Origin of the sequence: Moorena sp. SIO4A1 (assembly GCF_010672065.1) — a bacterium.
Lineage (GTDB): Bacteria > Cyanobacteriota > Cyanobacteriia > Cyanobacteriales > Coleofasciculaceae > Moorena.
On sequence record NZ_JAAHHX010000005.1, the window covers coordinates 67,356 to 84,189 of the forward strand.

At 43.2% G+C, this 16,834-nt stretch carries 19 protein-coding genes and 1 pseudogene; 12 read left to right on the forward strand and 8 right to left on the reverse strand.

The genetic code is table 11. The features are described from left to right. Positions 1-80: 80 nt before the first annotated feature. Positions 81-377 (forward strand): DUF2470 domain-containing protein, encoded by a 297-nt coding sequence (locus F6K53_RS05160; protein ID WP_293021872.1) that lies wholly within the window; start codon positions 81-83, stop codon positions 375-377. A gap of 77 nt (positions 378-454) precedes the next feature. On the opposite strand, the gene F6K53_RS05165 is transcribed toward F6K53_RS05160, so the two are convergent. Together F6K53_RS05165 and F6K53_RS05170 are read right to left on the reverse strand one after the other, a co-directional pair. Next, entirely contained in the window at positions 455-856 is a 402-nt protein-coding gene (locus F6K53_RS05165; RefSeq protein ID WP_293021873.1) for an Hsp20/alpha crystallin family protein, read from the reverse strand. Positions 857-1,913: 1,057 nt separating this feature from the next. Then, a pseudogene (locus tag F6K53_RS05170) lies at positions 1,914-2,111 on the reverse strand (IS1 family transposase); the annotation flags it as partial. Between the two features lie 439 nt (positions 2,112-2,550). Between F6K53_RS05170 and F6K53_RS45710 the strand changes: the two are divergent. After that, positions 2,551-2,847, forward strand: coding sequence for a TIGR03985 family CRISPR-associated protein (locus tag F6K53_RS45710; RefSeq protein ID WP_364301474.1), 297 nt, complete (start codon positions 2,551-2,553; stop codon positions 2,845-2,847). Between the two features lie 456 nt (positions 2,848-3,303). Continuing rightward, entirely contained in the window at positions 3,304-3,426 is a 123-nt protein-coding gene (locus F6K53_RS05175; protein WP_293021874.1) for a hypothetical protein, read from the forward strand. A gap of 27 nt (positions 3,427-3,453) precedes the next feature. On the opposite strand, the gene crtH is transcribed toward F6K53_RS05175, so the two are convergent. Both crtH and F6K53_RS05185 read right to left on the reverse strand, forming a co-directional pair. Next, the gene (gene crtH, locus F6K53_RS05180) at positions 3,454-5,004 is read right to left on the reverse strand and encodes a carotenoid isomerase (protein WP_293065503.1); all 1,551 of its coding nucleotides are present in this window, start codon (positions 5,002-5,004) and stop codon (positions 3,454-3,456) included. A gap of 386 nt (positions 5,005-5,390) precedes the next feature. Next, the gene (locus F6K53_RS05185; protein WP_293021876.1) at positions 5,391-5,558 is read right to left on the reverse strand and encodes a hypothetical protein; all 168 of its coding nucleotides are present in this window, start codon (positions 5,556-5,558) and stop codon (positions 5,391-5,393) included. Positions 5,559-5,684: 126 nt separating this feature from the next. Between F6K53_RS05185 and upp the strand changes: the two genes are divergently transcribed. The 3 genes from upp to F6K53_RS05200 all read left to right on the forward strand — a co-directional run bounded on the left by upp (position 5,685) and on the right by F6K53_RS05200 (position 7,337). Beyond that, positions 5,685-6,335 carry a uracil phosphoribosyltransferase gene (gene upp, locus F6K53_RS05190; protein WP_071104472.1) on the forward strand — a complete coding sequence of 217 codons (651 nt, stop codon included), beginning with the start codon at positions 5,685-5,687 and terminating at the stop codon, positions 6,333-6,335. Between the two features lie 300 nt (positions 6,336-6,635). Beyond that, positions 6,636-6,971: a hypothetical protein gene (locus F6K53_RS05195; RefSeq protein ID WP_293065506.1), complete on the forward strand. Its 336-nt coding sequence runs from the start codon at positions 6,636-6,638 to the stop codon at positions 6,969-6,971. 117 nt (positions 6,972-7,088) lie between these two features. Next, on the forward strand, positions 7,089-7,337 hold the full coding sequence (locus F6K53_RS05200) for a YggT family protein (protein WP_293065509.1): 249 nt from the start codon (positions 7,089-7,091) through the stop codon (positions 7,335-7,337). A 69-nt stretch (positions 7,338-7,406) separates the two neighbouring features. Here F6K53_RS05200 and F6K53_RS05205 read toward each other — a convergent pair whose 3' ends face one another. Both F6K53_RS05205 and F6K53_RS05210 read right to left on the reverse strand, forming a co-directional pair. Continuing rightward, positions 7,407-7,847 carry a hypothetical protein gene (locus tag F6K53_RS05205; protein ID WP_293021883.1) on the reverse strand — a complete coding sequence of 147 codons (441 nt, stop codon included), beginning with the start codon at positions 7,845-7,847 and terminating at the stop codon, positions 7,407-7,409. Positions 7,848-7,998: 151 nt separating this feature from the next. After that, positions 7,999-9,225, reverse strand: coding sequence for a sulfite exporter TauE/SafE family protein (locus tag F6K53_RS05210; RefSeq protein WP_293065512.1), 1,227 nt, complete (start codon positions 9,223-9,225; stop codon positions 7,999-8,001). 192 nt (positions 9,226-9,417) lie between these two features. Here F6K53_RS05210 and F6K53_RS05215 point away from each other — a divergent pair, with 192 nt between their 5' ends. Then, positions 9,418-10,059 (forward strand): hypothetical protein, encoded by a 642-nt coding sequence (locus F6K53_RS05215; RefSeq protein ID WP_293065515.1) that lies wholly within the window; start codon positions 9,418-9,420, stop codon positions 10,057-10,059. A gap of 18 nt (positions 10,060-10,077) precedes the next feature. Here F6K53_RS05215 and F6K53_RS05220 read toward each other — a convergent pair whose 3' ends face one another. Then, a complete protein-coding gene (locus tag F6K53_RS05220) occupies positions 10,078-10,530 on the reverse strand; it encodes a helix-turn-helix domain-containing protein (RefSeq protein WP_293021888.1) in 453 nt (150 codons plus the stop codon). A gap of 252 nt (positions 10,531-10,782) precedes the next feature. Here F6K53_RS05220 and map point away from each other — a divergent pair, with 252 nt between their 5' ends. The 3 genes from map (at position 10,783) to F6K53_RS05235 (ending at position 14,055) form a co-directional block, all read left to right on the forward strand. Beyond that, on the forward strand, positions 10,783-11,616 hold the full coding sequence (gene map / locus F6K53_RS05225; protein WP_293065518.1) for a type I methionyl aminopeptidase: 834 nt from the start codon (positions 10,783-10,785) through the stop codon (positions 11,614-11,616). Positions 11,617-11,887: 271 nt separating this feature from the next. Further along, positions 11,888-12,016 carry a hypothetical protein gene (locus tag F6K53_RS05230; RefSeq protein ID WP_293065522.1) on the forward strand — a complete coding sequence of 43 codons (129 nt, stop codon included), beginning with the start codon at positions 11,888-11,890 and terminating at the stop codon, positions 12,014-12,016. Positions 12,017-13,365: 1,349 nt separating this feature from the next. Next, entirely contained in the window at positions 13,366-14,055 is a 690-nt protein-coding gene (locus F6K53_RS05235) for a Uma2 family endonuclease (RefSeq protein ID WP_293021892.1), read from the forward strand. Between the two features lie 571 nt (positions 14,056-14,626). Here F6K53_RS05235 and F6K53_RS05240 read toward each other — a convergent pair. Continuing rightward, positions 14,627-14,800: a hypothetical protein gene (locus tag F6K53_RS05240; protein WP_293021515.1), complete on the reverse strand. Its 174-nt coding sequence runs from the start codon at positions 14,798-14,800 to the stop codon at positions 14,627-14,629. Between F6K53_RS05240 and iscB the strand changes: the two genes are divergently transcribed. Continuing rightward, entirely contained in the window at positions 14,799-16,082 is a 1,284-nt protein-coding gene (gene iscB / locus F6K53_RS05245) for an RNA-guided endonuclease IscB (protein ID WP_293065527.1), read from the forward strand. The genes F6K53_RS05240 and iscB overlap by 2 nt on opposite strands. 175 nt (positions 16,083-16,257) lie before the next feature. Beyond that, a complete protein-coding gene (locus F6K53_RS05250; RefSeq protein WP_293021894.1) occupies positions 16,258-16,779 on the forward strand; it encodes a photosystem I assembly protein Ycf3 in 522 nt (173 codons plus the stop codon). The last annotated feature ends 55 nt before the right edge of the window (positions 16,780-16,834 follow it).

A 16,834-nucleotide genomic window follows, 5' to 3' on the forward strand; every position in this document is an offset into this window, starting at 1 on the left:
GGGTAAGTCCTGACTGTTTTGAGAGGGGAAACCTGATATCTTGATAAAGATGTTTTGATAACTATATTTCTTGATTAAGCATGTCTGACCCATTTTCTCCTGAGGTAAGCGATCGCATTTGTAAGCACATGAACGATGATCATGCTGATGCTGTGGCACTGTATGCTCAGACTTTCGGCAATTCCCCGGATACAGAAGAAGCAGAAATGGTTTCGATTGATGCTCAAGGCATGAATATAATCACAAAAGTCAAGGGGGAGTCTTCCACTGTGCGCATCAGGTTTGATCATGAACTTAAAGATTCTGAAGATGCTCACTACACCTTAATTGACATGATCAAACAGGCAAGGCAGTCAGTAACCAACCTGAAGGGGTGACAAGCAGCAATGAAGCGCCTTGTTGTCACCCCCTCAGGTCACCAACTTTCACCTTAGAAAAGGTTGAAGATTCAAGCTTACCCTTTAGGCAGGGTGAGTTTGAGCATGCCGTTATGATATTCAGCTTCAACCTGATTTCTGTTAATCTTGGCTGGTATTGGAATAACCCGTTTGAATTTCCCATAGCGTAGTTCCGAGCGTACCATACCTATTGCTTTAGTCCTAGCTGCTGACTGGCGCTCGCCACTGATGCAAACAGAGTCTTCCGTGAGTTCAACATCAAGGTCTTTGGCTTCCATGCCTGGAATTTCTAGTCTCAGGTAAACGGCTTTAGGAGTTTCCTCGATCTCTGCATAGGGCATAAACGTCATCCCTGGAAATCCTCCCTCGTCGCTATTCATGAAATGGGTGAGTCGGCGGTTGAGTTCCCGATGCACACTTTCTAGATCTGGCAGATGTTCCGAACGAGTAATAGCCATTATGGTTATCTCCAACTATCCAGTTTTTTTACCTTCACCTCTAATTTCCGCCCAGTTTATTGTTGCCCAACTAGCCACACTCTAGATAGAAGAAAGTTCCAGACTGGCAGGAATTGATTCACAGAAAATCTTAGGATGTTTGGAAGCCCCGTCTATGCACAAGCGGGGTCCTTACTTTAGTATCTGATTTTACTGTTTGGGCTGCGGTGAGCAGATGTTACTCTTTTGAGATCTACTTTTTTGAGATCTATCTATTTTTGAGATCTATCTATTTTTTGAGATCTAATTATGAGTATTTATTTCTAATAATCCTATTATAACTAAATCTTATAAAAACTGCTGGACCCTTTGACAAACTTGTTTAATATTTTTAATACTAATTTAATATTTTTAATACTTAGAGCCTTGATTAAACACTCTATCATGGCCTAATTAGCTATTTATGCATCAAGACAGGGAATAAGCAACTTGGGATCAGGGAACTTCGGCTCAGGAGACAATACGCCATAGGGAATACGCCATAGGGAATACGCCAAAAATACTGTGTATCTCATTAATATGAGAAGCGCTCAATGAAATAGTCACAAATTTTCACAAATGCCTAAAATCAGGGATCCTGTCACTTGTCTCTGGCAGAGAAAACTAGAGAAATGCGATGCTCCAAAAGGGTCGCTGCGGGATTGGCCTACGGCCACGCTACGCGATTGACCTACGGTCACGCTACTTGAGGAGCAACTAGGGTTGAGATTCCAGGGTAAACGCCTCGTAATTTGTATCAAAAATTACATAAAAAAAATCTACAATAGTATCAAAAATCTATAATCGACCGGTTGATTGTCAACAAGCCCGAAACATTGCTCAATTATTTGCCGTGTTATCCTTGGTGGATTTGATATCAAGTCAGGTTGAATACCCATAATTAGAGGGAGGGTGGGGAGATGGCCAGATGGGGAGATGGGGAGATTTTTATTAAGGGTAATTATCCCGATCATGATATTAGAGATCTGGAAATTCTCGTTGCGTAAGCGGTAGTGATACACAAGTAGTGATAGCCTAATCAACCCGACAAACACTTATTATAGTGATGAATAAAATTCCAAATAGCTCCTAAGTGATTTTCTATTTTTTTTTTAAATGAAAAAGTTTTTCTTACCAGACGACTAATCCTTTGTATTAAAGTATTATTTAATCTTTCAATATGATTAGTTTACCCAGTTTTTTTTGCTACTGGTTTGTGACGTTTCTTTGGTCTTACTGTTCTTGATGCAGTCGCTCATGGTTTGAATTTACCGTAAGATAGGGTCGCCTTATTATAAAATATTTAACCCTTTTCTGCATAACCTGCTAACTATAAAGGCTCCACTATCTAAGGTTTTGTCTCCGGGGGAAACCCCCTGTTCCCTTGCTGCATCGCTTTTTAACTGTTCGCTCACAGTTGCAGTAAGGGCAATTGGGTCGCGTTATTAAATCTGAGACTGTATTCATTGTTATGATGGTGTATTGATCACTAACCTTTTTGTTAATAATAAAAATTTAGCATTTTTCTAAGGATTATTTAATCATTATTTATGATTACTTAGATAATTAGACCTAATTAATTGATAGTCAAATTCCTATATTTTTTCAAAACAAAATGCCTTATTTAAAATGTAATATTGCATCACTACTTATTTATCACTACCTAAATTTGGAAGATTGCTCCTAAACTACATATCAAAAATATCTATAACAGTGCTTGCTTAAATAAAAACAAACAATACACTGTTTACCCAGTTTGTCTTTACTATTATCATCGGGCTTATTACCTCTGTGCCTTTGGTCAAAGACCTGAGCGAACTGAAAACCAACCGCCCTTGGGATGGTATAACTACCGTTTAGAACGAATAACCGAATTCAAAAAATTGTCTTGGGATACTCCCAATTTCCCTTGGTCAAAATCAGAAATTATTAACCATACCGAAAAATACAGTACTGATTATATTCAACAATAATTACACTCTGCTTATGGCTTTGATTTCTATGAAAAATCCCGTTTAATGCTCCTCCGTTTTGATGCAAATTTTGCCCAACACTACATCTAAAAATCCTTCCGTAATCCCACCTTTGATAAACTCGATAGCTATCAATATGCTAAAGCTTTAGCTGATAAACTCCACAATATTCGTTCACTTCTTGCTGATTGCCACAGAGAAGGGGAACAAGTTTGGCAAAAGTTTACAGGTGGTAAAGAGGGCACCCTTTGGTTTTATCAGAGCTTACTCAAAGTTTATCAGGAAAAACGTTCGGATTTTTTGACCCAGGAATTGGCCAGATTAATTTCTCAACTAGAAGTTATTGCCCTCCGCCGGTGGGAATAGGGAATAGGGAAACAGAGGGAGGTGTGGGAAGTGTGGCGAGTGTGATCTAATTTGCGTTTGAATACTTACTTTATAGCGATTCTCATATTAATGACGTACACAGGATTTTTTCCCTATTGCCTATTGCTAGCTTGCCTATTGCCTGTTCCCTATTGCCTATTGCTAGCTTGCCTATTGCCTATTCCGGTGATCCGCTGTTCCCTATTCCGGTGATCCGCTGTTCCCTAAGAAGCATTCTACCTAGAATCCCAAATCCACAGCAATACGGTGAGCACAAGCAAATCCCGAAAACGCTACTGCATTTAAACCCTGCCCTGGAAAAGTGCTATCCCCAACACAATAAAGCCCTGGAATCGCAGTCCGATTAAACGGCATTCCCAACAATCCCATTAACTTGCGGCGGGGAATTGGCCCATAGGTTCCATCCATACGGTTCAAAAATCGTCGATGACTGCGTGGTGTGCCCACCTCCATGTAATCCAATCCAGCATCTAAGCCAGGAAAAATCGTTTCTAGTCGCTCAATTAAGCATCCAGCTGCCTCTTCCTTCTTATTTTCGTACTCACGAGGGGATAATCCTTGCCAATCTTCCATCCAGCTAGGGGTAAACGTGTGGAAAACATGATAGCCTTCTGGGGCTAAATTGGGATCAAGCAAGGTAGGAATCGAAACAAAAATAGTCCCCTCCGCATCCTCCATTTTTCCCCAGTCTTCTAGGACAATATGGTGACACTCTGTACCAGGTGGTAAAACATCTGCCTTTACCCCTAAATGTAAACTCAAAAAACCCGGTGATTTCTGATAACGCTGTTGCCATTTCCGCTCAACTGCTGGCATCTGGTCAGCTGGGACTAATTTCTCAAATGTATCCCAACGGGTAGCATTGGAAACAATTCGTTTTGCTCGATACTCTTTACCATTGACTAGCTGGACACCCACTGCCTTGCCCTTTTCCAGCAGAATTTTCCCGACTCGAGCTTTATAAAGAATCTGACCTCCAGCTTTCTCCAATCCCTCCACTAGTTTTTGGGCGATTTTTCCTACACCTCCTACCGGATAATTAATCCCACCGTAATGTCGGTCAGAAAACACCATCCCAGCATTAATCATCGGTGTTTTGTCAGCAGGTACCACAGACCAGCAATAACATTCCATGTCTATAAATTTCAGCAACTGGAGGTCGCTAATATACTTGCGAGCAATGTCTCCCACATTTTGGGGCAGGTACTTTACTAAACCCAAACAAGCCAAGGGATGCTGGAAAAATACCCTGGTCAAATAGCGAATTTCTTCCAAGGACAGTAAGTCCATGGCATTCAGGCAATTAAAGACCTTCCAGCATTCATCGTAAAATTTGCGAATTCCTTGGCGTTGGTCAGGGAAGTGAGCAGTAAGTTCTTGCCAAAAATTCTCATAGTCTCGGTGGACTTTTAGCTCTAGACCACCAGGGAGATGATAGTGAATCTGTACTGGATCTGGAATTGTTTCCAGACTGACATTGACAGCCTCAAGAGCTCGGGTAAGTAGATTGGTTGTCCCTTCGGTGCCAAACCCAAAAATCATTGATGCTCCCACATCAAAGCGATACCCCTCTCGCTCGAAGTAACCCGAACTACCACCAGGAATGATATAGCTTTCTAGCACCAGCACACTCGCTCCCTTCGCTGCCAACTGAGTTGCGGTTACTAGCCCCCCAATACCAGAGCCAATCACAATAGTATCAAATACCGATTGATTGGAAATGGTATGGGATTGATTGCTTGATGGGCAAGGTTGGGATCCAGCAGTCATGGAATTAGCAATTTAAATATATTAACTGATGGATCTGAGTTTAGCGTTTCTTGTTGATATAAGAGTTCATTACTAATGCAAAAAAAAAAGTGGGCACCAGCCTGCTGCTGCGTACCGGTCCCACCCGCCTATCCTTAATGAGAGGAGAACACTTATTACTACTATATTCTTGTTGATAAAAAATGTCAACATATTGAAAAGCATTTTCCCGAAAAGGGGAGTGTCGGGAGTGCCGGGAGTGGGAGGAGTGTTAGCTAACCATCCCACCAGTAAGGGTAACAAGCAGCCTTGTTACCCTTACTGGGTGTCGGCGAACCTGTAGGGAAAACTTTTTGGGAACTAAGGCAATCATTACACCCCGCGCCCCCGCCACACCACACACCCCCTCAGGTGTAGATCTGAGTCTCTATGGTGTTTTTGCTTGTAATTGACCACTTGACAGTATTATTGGCATAGTTAAAAGCATGCCCAAACCCTTTGAGTGCTGTCTGTATTTTGACAACTTGTTTAGGGTTTGCTTGAATCAAGCAAACACTCGTTAATACTGTATTCATCAATGTAAAACTTGAAACTATCATCGACTAGATCAAAACTTGTGGTTATTCCCAAAAACCCTGCTGCCCAATTCCTCTGACACTACCTAATTTGTTTCTCACTAATTCTTATAGTTACGACCTGTTATGACTCTCCAACTACGTGTCTATGTTCCACCCCATCCCCTAGTTAAGCACTGGCTAGGGGTTGCCCGTGATGCCTCGACACCACCTCCATTGTTCAAAAGCGCTATGACCGAGTTGGGACGCTGGTTGACCTATGAAGCAATGCGGGATTGGTTGCCGAATGAAGAACTAACAGTGCAAACTCCCCTAGCTCCGTGCAAGGTAACTATGGTTAACCCAGAAGTGCCCATAGTAGTTGTGCCAATTTTGCGGGCTGGACTAGCGCTCTTAGATGGAGCCCAAACTTTGCTGCCCTTGGCATCGGTTTATCACCTTGGTCTGGTCAGAAATGAGGAAACCTTACAAGCCAGTTTTTACCTGAATACCTTACCCAATCAGTTTGACCCAAATACACGAGTCCTAGTTCTCGACCCAATGCTGGCTACTGGTGGCACAATGATGTTGGCAATGTCAGAACTTAAAAAACGAGGAGCAACACCAGACTTAACACGGATTATTAGCGTGGTAGCAGCACCACCAGCCTTACAAAAGTTGGGGGCAGATTATCCGAGTTTGACCATCTACACTGGCATGATTGATGAGGAAGTCAATGCTAAGGGATATATCGTACCAGGCTTGGGTGATGCAGGCGATCGCGCTTTTGGAACTTGACCTGAGCAGCAAATAACCCCTATTACCCTGAGCAACTTAGACAGCAAATCCAACTAACTGATAGTAGAGGTGTTCCAGGCAACACCTCTACCTAGACTGGCTGATCACGGTGCCAAACTTCACACTCTCCGCTCCCTCACCAGACCGGGCTTTCAAAGCTTTGTCTAAAAGCCTTGCGATACGATACAATTAATTATGGGCTGGTAGCAAACCCCTTGTCTAATCAGCAAGATCCTCTCAAACTTGATGGGTTAATCTGGATAAAAGCTGCATTTTGAAAATCAAGAGCAACAGAGCAACATGAGTCAGCAAGATGGTTTTGCAAGTGGATTCCTGACTGGAGCAGTAGTCGGGGGATTGATAGGTGGATTAATCGGCGCTTTGGTTACTGCTGGGAAAAGTAATCAAAACGATGAGGAAGATCGGTCTATGTTAAATTCTGAGCGCTCAGACCCTAAGGCAATTAGGGCGAGAAGGCGCGAACTAAAGGCAGAAGCAAGTATTGAAGCGGCACGTCAGAGTTTGGAAGACAAAATTGCCCAGCTCAATTCAGCAATTGACGATGTACGTCAACAAGTCAGCACAGTGAAAGGTACAGCTGAGGCAAATACACAGGAACGGGTGCTTGAGCCGTGAAAAAAATTATGTTGTAGGTATGTTTTAGCTTTACTGACTTGGTATTCAGGCACAGGGTGCTCAAATTCGTTAAACTTAACATTAAGATAAAAACTTAGTAAGAAAGCTTATAAATCTATGGCTACAGAACTGTTGACTAGCACTCTCCAGAGCTTTATCCAAATCTATCTAGTTCTATTAATTGTCCGAATTCTGTTAACTTGGTTTCAAACAATGGATTGGGCGAATCAGGTCGCTTCTGTCTTAAGTCCAATTACTGACCCTTACCTGAATATTTTCCGTTCCTTCATTCCACCCCTTGGAGGTATAGATTTTTCCCCCATACTGGCGATTTTCCTTCTACAAATTGTAGCTGGGCTGTTTTAGCTTAAACGGGGAGAAGCCCCACGTCTGAAAGGGAAGCGTCAGCGTGGGCTTAATCCCCCTTTAAGCTAATCACCGACCGATTTTGTGCTTAAAACCGGATGCCTTAAACTTCTTAAGCTTGAGAGGCGTTTTTACATTAGCAGGAACTGTAACCCGGATTTCAAAATCACTGATGCCTGGTGGCACTTCATCAATTGATCCCACGCGACCCCGGTTTTGGAAGGTATTATTGCCATTGGCATCGTAGATACGACCAAAAACATCAGCATCAAATACGTTTATTTTCTTGGTATTCTTGGCTTTACCCTTGATCAGATAGCAACTAGCCTGCCTCGCCGAACCCCCACCAACGGTCACCGTGCCTTGCCCGATTTCTGAGGGACACTCCTGGGAATGCAAGTCTAAGAGTTTAATGGGGATCTTAGCAAAAGCAGGGGGCGCAAATGCCGAGCTGATCACCCAAATCAGACAAGCTACTGCTGTAGCCGTTAACCAATTTCGAAATCCCATAAAGCCAACCAAAAAATAACCTTATAGCTACTTTACATCTAAATTGGATAGGTTTAGCTTGAAGCAGAGAAAATATTGCTAACTATAGGTAATACTGAATAGCTAATACTGAAGTGGATGGGTCCAAAGCTCAGTTTAGAATCAGTGACCATTACCAAGATTTGGGGGGAAGGTAGAACTTTTCTAGGGATAACCCTGACCAAACAATACGCGATCGCACTAGCAAAACTCCTAAGGTAATTATTCCCAAACTCACAGCTCTGAGTTGGTGGTTTCCAGTCCAAGCTAACTGTCCAAGGTAGCTCGAACCAATCATCACGGTATGAATTGCAGCTAGGACTAAAGCAGGGATACTCAATAAATGAATCCGTCGCCAAAGCTTGCCCAAACCCTTCTGTAAGCGGTCAAAACTCGTGAGGGCGGCTGGGGTAATCAACACGAGCGCTAAAATTCCTGCTAACAGACCCCACTTATGCTGCGGTAGCATATACCCCATAGCATCTAACTTCCAGTTCAAGGCATGGTCTAGCCTAAAAAATGTATGAGCGATCGCCAACACAAATGCCCCTACTCCTAAAGCCCGACGATAGCGTAACAGCCCAGCCCACAAACGACTAATCGGACGAGCAATCAAAGATAACATCAGTAACAGCAGCGCCCCATGACCGGTGTAATCCACCATAGCATCGGTACGCAGAAGCGTTAAAATACCAATGGTGAGGGTAACCCAGCCTCCTAGGCGAAACAGTTGGCTGCGCTTGCTAACACTGAGTCTAGATGCAGATACACCCACTCCTAGCATCATGGGCATCGTTCCCAGTCCAAAGGCCAGCATTGTTGCTGCTCCCCACCAGAGATTACCCATTTCCGCTGCTTTAATCTGAGCAGCATACAGGAATCCACAAGGCATCAAACCCCAGACTCCTCCTAAAAGGGCTGGTGTCCACCACTGAGATTCCCCAGACAATTTAGTCATCGCGACCGTCAGCCGTTGATGCCCAATCCCTTTAGATAGGGGGTGTAATAGGGGCAGACGGGGAATCCAATCGGGTTTAAGCTGCACACAGCCAAACCAAATAAGCATTAAACCAGTCAGAATTGCCATGGCTTGGCGCAATCCACTGCCAATCCCAGCCAACTGACCACTGGCAATCAAGACTGAACCCATACCCCCAAGTCCAGCTCCGACGAGAGCATAACTAATTGTTCGTCCTAGGTTCAGTAGACTATGAAAACCCAGCTGATGCAGCCACTTTGGAGACTTTTCCTGCTGCTGAGATAGGGAAAACGCCACTGCCAGAGGTCCACACATCGCCACACAGTGACCAAAACTCCCCAGAAACCCTAGGGTCATGACCAGCAGCAAATCTAAAACCATTCCGTGCTTATGTTCCTTACCTATAGACTATGGTAAATATTATCATCAGCCATTCATGCTTATTGTGAACTTATAGCAAGTTGTCATGAAAAGATTCATGTGTGATCTTCTATATCCTCTGTATCTCCGGCATTTTATGGTTAGGAGGTAAGAGCATCTTTGAAGAAATTTTAGCATTAAGAGTTAACCCCCATGACCATTCAACTGCCATCAAACATTTCCTCTACTGAAAACTCAGCACTCACAACTCAGCAGTATTTTCCGATAATTTCTCACAACATTAAAACCTCTGCTGATGTCGGTGCTACCTTCCACATTGAACCCAATCACAATCCTCGCGCTAGAGAACCTGCTCTAGCGTGGTTTGCCCTTACTCGCCAAGGGGGCCAACTCATTCCCCTAGACCAATGTGACTGTCAACTAGCCGTTTACTCTAAATCCTCATCAGAGTTAGGGAGTTCCCCCATCCTTGAGCCACAGCTGAAAGCTATATCAGCCGAACAATATCAAGGTATTCCTGGAGCTGATCTAGTCTTTCCTAAAGCGGGAGTCTATGAGTTAGTTTTAAGCGGTACTCCTAAATCAGGAGCTAGTTTTAAGCCATTTGAGATCAAGTACGACGTTACAGTCACTCCTGGGAAAAAAACTGCAACTGTGCCAAGTCCTGCCACTGAACCTGGATTTAACCAGCAGTCAGAATCCTTCTCAGAAGAGGATACGGCACCATCAGAGCCTCAACTATTACAGTGGTGGTTGCCCGTAGGGATTTTTGCCTTAGTCATCCTAGGTATTGCGAGTGTATTGTTATGGAAAAAGGCAACAGGAAAAAGGTAAATATAACCCCACCCTCTACTAGGCAGTGGCCGGAAAACTCCCACCGATAAAGTGAATATCACTAAAGGTTTCAATCCACAGACGAGCACCACAATCAAGAGGGTTATCCGGTTGATACACAATCCGACACGGGCCAAGAATTTCTACCTGATTGCCGTATAGATTGTTGCCGCTTCGTTTTACCGAAATCACTGGCTGACGCTCTTCGGGAGGTTTAGTTTTGTTGGTGCCAATGCGATTGCGATTGACATTGATCTTAGCTAGAGCCGGAGGACGACTTTTACTCCATGTGCCAATCGGTCCACGGCTGGCCTTGATAATTTGCGGTAAATGGTTGAACAGAGGAATAATCCAGAATTTACCGCTTTTATAGGCACCCCGGACGCGACCGTCTTGGAGGAGTTGTCTCAACCGTCTCGAAGATATTCCTAAAAGAGATGCTGCTTCAGTAGTACAAACGCACTTATTCATCAGTTAACTTTAAACCTTGTTTTATTAACTATTCCGATATCTGTAGTATAAATAAAATCGACCATTAATGTCAAGTTGTGGTTAACTGGAATAGCTCTTTATTGAAATAAAGGATTTATCCTCTTCTTACTGAAGTGTTGGAGACCATCCTGCTAAGAATTTTTACTCAATAGAGCTAGGAACCGAAAATAGAAAGAAAATCGAAAGATATAATAATTCTTTAATAATTCTTAATTAACTAATAATTATCAAATGAACATTCTAAGTAACCTGCTTTCCGGTGCCACTAATCCCTCCCGTGCCAAGAAAAAACGCCGACGGATTGAAATCAAATCTGAGCGTGAAATTGAGATCATGCGGCAGGCGGCAACTATTGTGGCAACAGTACTCAAAGAAATTTCTGAGATGGTTGAGCCAGGAATGAGCACAGCGGATTTAGATGCCTATGCCGAAAAGCGGATCCGTCAGATGGGAGCAACCCCAAGTTTCAAAGGCTACTACGGCTTTCCTGGGTCGATCTGCACCTGCCTGAATCACGAAGTAGTTCATGGTATTCCTAGTCCTAAGAAAGTAATTTGCAGTGGTGATGTGTTGAAAGTGGATACAGGTGCCTTCTATCAGGGATTTCACGGAGACTCATGCATTACTATTCCGATTGAAGAGGTCAAACCAGAAGCGAGTCAATTAATTCGGGTGGCAAATGAATCTCTCTACAAGGGCATCGAACAGGTGAAAGCAGGGAAGTACTTGCTAGACATTGCTGGTGCGATTGAAGACCATGCCCAAACTTATGGCTATAGTATAGTGGAGGATTATACGGGTCACGGTGTGGGGCGAAATCTACACGAAGACCCCTCAGTGTTCAACTTCCGCACCCGCGAATTGCCGAATGTCAAGCTCCGTGCTGGGATGACTCTGGCGATTGAGCCAATTTTGAATGCTGGTACTAAGTTCACACGCACCCTATCTGACCGTTGGACAGTCGTTACGGTCGATAATTCTCTATCCGCTCAGTTTGAACATACGGTTTTGGTAACAACTGATGGCTACGAAATTTTGACTGACCGTGCCAAGGTTATGAACTAGTTAAGGACTTGCTGGTAGATGGAACTTATCAGTGGGTATTTGGTCAATTAAATAGAGGAGCGTCTCCTACTCCAGGGGAAATATCTAGGTGTACCATTTTCTCCCAAGCCATAGCTATTGCTTACCAGATAAGGTTATGATATATTGGGTTGGGGCTATTTATAGAAACTACCAAATTTTTGGCAGTTGACAGCTAGCAGGATTGATCACAAGTAAGCGCGAAGTTTTAAAACCCAGTCTCGTCAGAGCTGGGATTAAAAACGATTAACTTGTGAATATACTTCGCACTCACTCTTTTCTGAGTAATCATCGTTCGCGTAGCGTGACCTACGGTCAATCGCTTTTAGCGGAAGCTGAGGCCTTTGGCCACGCTACGCGAACGCTTCATCGCGTAGCGTGACCTACGGTCAATCCCATCAATGTAGCCTTATAATAAGGGAGTTTCCTCTACGCGGTGAGAGCATCCACATCGGAACCCCACTCAGAAAAGTAAATGGGTAAAAAACACTCTTAGACGGTGCTTCTAGTAACTAGTGACATAGATCGCAATTGATCTACTGCTAAAAAACTCCCGATCAGATCTCAGGGGTGTTGATCATGTGGCATCTAATTTCTTTCTTCTTAGTTACTTCACTATTCTCCGGAACTATGACCAATAAAATAGTCGAAAAAATTGCCGGAATATCTCTGGTAACTATTAGCTTTGATAGGGATTCGACAGCTGTTTCAAAAGAAAACCCCCAAACCGTTGAGCCTAGGGGTAATTATCAGGGTGCATCTACCATTTATTTCTTCTGATTGATGGGATTGATATCCGGAAGGATTACTAGTAAATTTACTAGTCAATCAATAACAAAACCCACGGGATAAATTTGCTCAAAGCCAACAGCCAGCTAAGGCGCTGATGGCAACATCTACCAAAAAAAATCCCCCGAACCGTGAGCTTCAGGGGTAATTATCAGGGTGCATCTACCATTTATTTCTTCTGATTGATGGGATTGATATCCGGAAGGATTACTAGTAAATTTACTAGTCAATCAATAACAAAACCCACGGGATAAATTTGCTCAAAGCCAACAGCCAGCTAAGGCGCTGATGGCAACATCTACCAAAAAAAATCCCCCGAACCGTGAGCTTCAGGGGTAATTATCAGGGTGCATCTACCATTTATTTCTTCTGATTGATGGGATTGATATCCGGAAGCTAAGGTATGGCTTAAAATTCTATATGATCACTAAACCTAGATAAAACCTAGATAAAACTTTACTTTTAGCTGACGGCCAAGTTATGGTTTATGGCAGCATCTACAGGTGCGACCCGTGGCGAATTTAATAATTAGATGCGGAAAGCGCACCTACAAAGAAAACCCCCGAACCGTGAGCTTCGGGGGTAATTATTAGGGTGCATCTACCATTTCTTTCTTCTGAGTTACTTCTTCAGTATCCGGAAGGTTTAGCAGGGGATGATTGACGACTGGCGGCAAGACCGTTCCTCGAAAGCTGTATTAATTATCAATTATCAATTGACCCATAGGACTACTCCTTGATGTGTTATTGTATATTACAGCTTGAAGCACGTAGGGTGGGTTAATTGATTGGCGTTCGCGTAGCGTGACCTACGGTCAATCGCACTCTCACAGCTTCCAAGGGGCGATTGCCATAAAATAGCGGTGCGACAAGGCGCGAGGTTCCAACGCCCACACCAAACGCGCACCAAGACAGAAGCAGGTTAATCGGAAGGTAATGCTCAATGGTAACATTACAGCTCAGGCAGTTAAGTGTTCCTCCAGGACAGCGGATTCTTTTGACTGATGTAAGCTGGTCAAAGTTCGAGGAGATTTTGGAAGAACTCGGTGAAAAAAGAGCTAATAGAGTAGCTTACTATCAAAATCAATTAGAAATTAGAATGCCATTGCCAGAACATGAGTTTGATAAAGAAATTATTGGTGATATGGTGAAAATTTTACTAGAAGAATTGGAATTCAATCGCGAATGTTACGGCTCAACTACTTTCAAGCGGAAGGATATGGCAGCAGGAATCGAGCCGGATAATTGTTTTTATATTCAAAATTATCGTTTAATGATTGGCAAAAGAAGATTAGATTTAAGTAGTGATCCACCTCCCGATATAGCCATTGAGGTTGATGTTACTTCCAAAACACAACTGAGTGCTTATGAAGCTTTGGGAGTGCCTGAGTTATGGCAGTTTTCTAAGGGAAGTTTAAAAATCAATGTACTCCAAGCAGGTAAGGGGGGTAGCTATGTTGAGTCTTCTTTGAGTCGTACTTTTCCTAATTTTCCCATTATTGAAGGGGTTGAGCAGTTTGTCCAAATGAGTTTGACTCAAGGTTCAAGTGCTGCTTTAAGGGCTTTTCGGAAGCGATGCAGCGCGGTCTTGGGGGTTCCCCCCATGAGCGACTGCATCAAGACAGTGGGTTAGGCAGAGAATCGATTGAGGGAATGAGCGTCAAAGAAGACTGTACCTCATTGGCCAATCCCGAGTATTTATACTTAAAATAAGAAATGCAGAATATCGGTACTAAATAAAACCCCCGAACCGTGAGCTTCGGGGAGTAACTATCAGGGTGCATCTACCATTTCTCTTTTCTCGGTGATTTCACGCATATCCGGAAAAGTGACTCACTAATTGATCCAGAGGAATCTACAAAACCCTGATCTAGCTCGGATCGGATTAGTGTGGGAACTATAGGCAATACAGAAAACCCCGGAAACTTCAGCTCCGGGGGTAATTATCAGGGTTCATCTACCATGCTTTTATTCTAAGTGATTTTACTGAGATTTTTACACTTCGTTAATTTTATTGACATATATAACCAGATATGCTAAAGAATAATCAAGTTATAGAACAGTAAGTCAGTTGACGCTCTAGGTAACACAGGCATTACTTGAGCTATAGCACTACAAGCTATATCACCTCCTAGTCAAAGCCTAGGCAATTCCCGGCAATTCCCGGAAATCGCCAACTAGGATGCAGACTGAGAATTAATTTTCTACGTTGGTTTGGTCATGACACCCAAGAGTAACCTCCAGCTCTTGGCTCTGTCGCTAATCATTAAGGTGAAGGCAAAAAGTGTGATTAGCAAAACACAAGCCATTCCAACATTGTCGTTCGCGTAGCGGGACGAAGTCCGGAACACTTTACCAAATTGAGATGCACTAATCATGCAGAATTATGTATTTGTCATTGACGCAAGCAAACAACCATTAAACCCCATTCACCCAAAGAAAGCTCGCCGACTGCTTGATATTGGCAAAGCTGCGGTTTTTAGAATGTATCCATTTACAATCATCCTTAAGACTGCGATCAATAATCCAACTATCTCACCTTGTCAAATTAAAATAGATCCGGGGAGTAAAACTACTGGGTTTGCCATAGTTCAAAACGACCAAGTCATCTGGGGAATGGAACTAGAACACAGAGGAGGATTAATCAAGAAAAAATTAGAGTCTAGAAGAGCTGTAAGACACCGAAGGCGTAACCGTAACACCAGGTACAGGAAGCCCAGATTCCTTAACCGTAAGCGTCCAGAAGGATGGCTGCCTCCCAGTTTGGAGCACAGAATATTGACTACTGAGACTTGGGTTAAACGCTTGATTAAATTCTGTCCAGTCAACGAAATTTGGGTCGAAAGAGTCAAGTTTGATACCCAAAAGATGCAGAACCCTGAAATCAATGGTACTGAATACCAGCAAGGGGAAATAGCTGGCTACGAAGTCAGAGAGTATTTACTCGAAAAATGGGGAAGACAATGCACTTATTGTGGCAAGCAAAATACCCCCCTACAGATTGAGCATATTCATCCAAAATCAAAAGGAGGAAGCAATAGAGTAAGTAATCTTTGTTTAGCCTGCGATAAATGCAATCAACGAAAAGGAAACAAGCCTGTAGAAGACTTCCTGAGAAAGAAACCAAGTCTGCTACAAAAAATAAAAACTAAGGCCAAACAACCATTATCAGATGCAGCAGCGGTAAATACGACTAGGAATAAGATCGTGAAAGTACTTAAAGGAATAAAACCTGTGGTTACTGGTACGGGTGCTCAGACTAAATACAACCGAATTAATTTCGGATTGCCTAAACAGCATTGGATTGATGCTGCTTGTGTTGGAGACGTTGAAGCTTTGGTATTGAAAACCTCTCAACCTCTACTAGTCACCTGTATTGGACCCGGAGGCAGGCAGAAAGCTGCACTCAATAAGTATGGCTACCCGATCAGGCACAATCCACTTAAACCTATTAAGGGCTGGATTACTGGGGACATTGCCAAACATCAGAAGTTGGGTATAGGTAAGGTAACCCCCAGAAGTAAGGGAAGTTTTGGATTTACTCCTCTAGGAGAGAAGGGTTATAAAAGCTGTAGACCTCAAGACATATCAGCGGTACACAGAAAAGATGGATATATCTACAGGTTCTGCCAGAGCCTACCCGGAACTGCCTGGAAATGATGCTCCTAGATTTTCCTGATTGAGGGGTGTTCAGGATAAGTCATGACTTGCAGCAGTCAGCCCAATGCTTAAGTTTTCCTGGATTGTCGAGCTAACTGCTGATAGGTTCATAGCTAAATGCTCACATCACGAGATAGGATTATCTACAAGGTGAAGACTATAGACCCACGCAACTATGCCACGCACTCAACGCAACGATAACTTTATCGATAAAACCTTTACGGTGATGGCAGACATCCTCTTAAAGATTCTGCCTACTAATAAGCAAGCCAAGGAAGCTTTTGTCTATTACCGAGATGGTATGTCAGCTCAAGCGGATGGGGAATATGCTGAAGCTATGGATAATTACAAAAAAGCCTTGGAACTGGAGGAAGACCCCAACGACCGCAGCTTTATTATCTACAACATGGGGCTGATTCAAGCGAGTAATGGTGAGCATGAGCGTGCTTTAGAACTCTATCATCAGGCCCTTGATATCAACCCCCGTATGCCTCAGGCCCTTAATAATGTAGCCGTAATTTACCATTACCAAGGTGAACAGTCTAAGGAAGCTGGGGATAGTGAGGGGGCAGAAGCTTTGTATGACAAAGCGGCTGATTATTGGAAACGAGCTATTCGCCTTGCTCCTAATAACTACATTGAAGCCCAAAACTGGCTGAAAACTACAGGTCGTTCTACGATTGATGTTTACTTCTAGCGGCTAGCTTCTAGTTAATAAACTTGATAGTCTTGATAGTCTTTGATTTGGGCTA

What these genes read in the sequence shown, in the direction of transcription:
- F6K53_RS05160 (WP_293021872.1), top strand. Translation starts at nt 81, where the DNA reads ATGTCTGACCCATTTTCTCCTGAGGTAAGCGATCGCATTTGTAAGCAC.
- F6K53_RS05165 (WP_293021873.1), bottom strand. Translation starts at nt 856, where the DNA reads ATGGCTATTACTCGTTCGGAACATCTGCCAGATCTAGAAAGTGTGCAT.
- F6K53_RS05175 (WP_293021874.1), top strand. Translation starts at nt 3,304, where the DNA reads ATGACGTACACAGGATTTTTTCCCTATTGCCTATTGCTAGCTTGCCTA.
- crtH (WP_293065503.1), bottom strand. Translation starts at nt 5,004, where the DNA reads ATGACTGCTGGATCCCAACCTTGCCCATCAAGCAATCAATCCCATACC.
- F6K53_RS05185 (WP_293021876.1), bottom strand. Translation starts at nt 5,558, where the DNA reads ATGAATACAGTATTAACGAGTGTTTGCTTGATTCAAGCAAACCCTAAA.
- upp (WP_071104472.1), top strand. Translation starts at nt 5,685, where the DNA reads ATGACTCTCCAACTACGTGTCTATGTTCCACCCCATCCCCTAGTTAAG.
- F6K53_RS05195 (WP_293065506.1), top strand. Translation starts at nt 6,636, where the DNA reads ATGAGTCAGCAAGATGGTTTTGCAAGTGGATTCCTGACTGGAGCAGTA.
- F6K53_RS05200 (WP_293065509.1), top strand. Translation starts at nt 7,089, where the DNA reads ATGGCTACAGAACTGTTGACTAGCACTCTCCAGAGCTTTATCCAAATC.
- F6K53_RS05205 (WP_293021883.1), bottom strand. Translation starts at nt 7,847, where the DNA reads ATGGGATTTCGAAATTGGTTAACGGCTACAGCAGTAGCTTGTCTGATT.
- F6K53_RS05210 (WP_293065512.1), bottom strand. Translation starts at nt 9,225, where the DNA reads ATGGTTTTAGATTTGCTGCTGGTCATGACCCTAGGGTTTCTGGGGAGT.
- F6K53_RS05215 (WP_293065515.1), top strand. Translation starts at nt 9,418, where the DNA reads ATGACCATTCAACTGCCATCAAACATTTCCTCTACTGAAAACTCAGCA.
- F6K53_RS05220 (WP_293021888.1), bottom strand. Translation starts at nt 10,530, where the DNA reads ATGAATAAGTGCGTTTGTACTACTGAAGCAGCATCTCTTTTAGGAATA.
- map (WP_293065518.1), top strand. Translation starts at nt 10,783, where the DNA reads ATGAACATTCTAAGTAACCTGCTTTCCGGTGCCACTAATCCCTCCCGT.
- F6K53_RS05235 (WP_293021892.1), top strand. Translation starts at nt 13,366, where the DNA reads ATGGTAACATTACAGCTCAGGCAGTTAAGTGTTCCTCCAGGACAGCGG.
- iscB (WP_293065527.1), top strand. Translation starts at nt 14,799, where the DNA reads ATGCAGAATTATGTATTTGTCATTGACGCAAGCAAACAACCATTAAAC.
- F6K53_RS05240 (WP_293021515.1), bottom strand. Translation starts at nt 14,800, where the DNA reads ATGATTAGTGCATCTCAATTTGGTAAAGTGTTCCGGACTTCGTCCCGC.
- F6K53_RS05250 (WP_293021894.1), top strand. Translation starts at nt 16,258, where the DNA reads ATGCCACGCACTCAACGCAACGATAACTTTATCGATAAAACCTTTACG.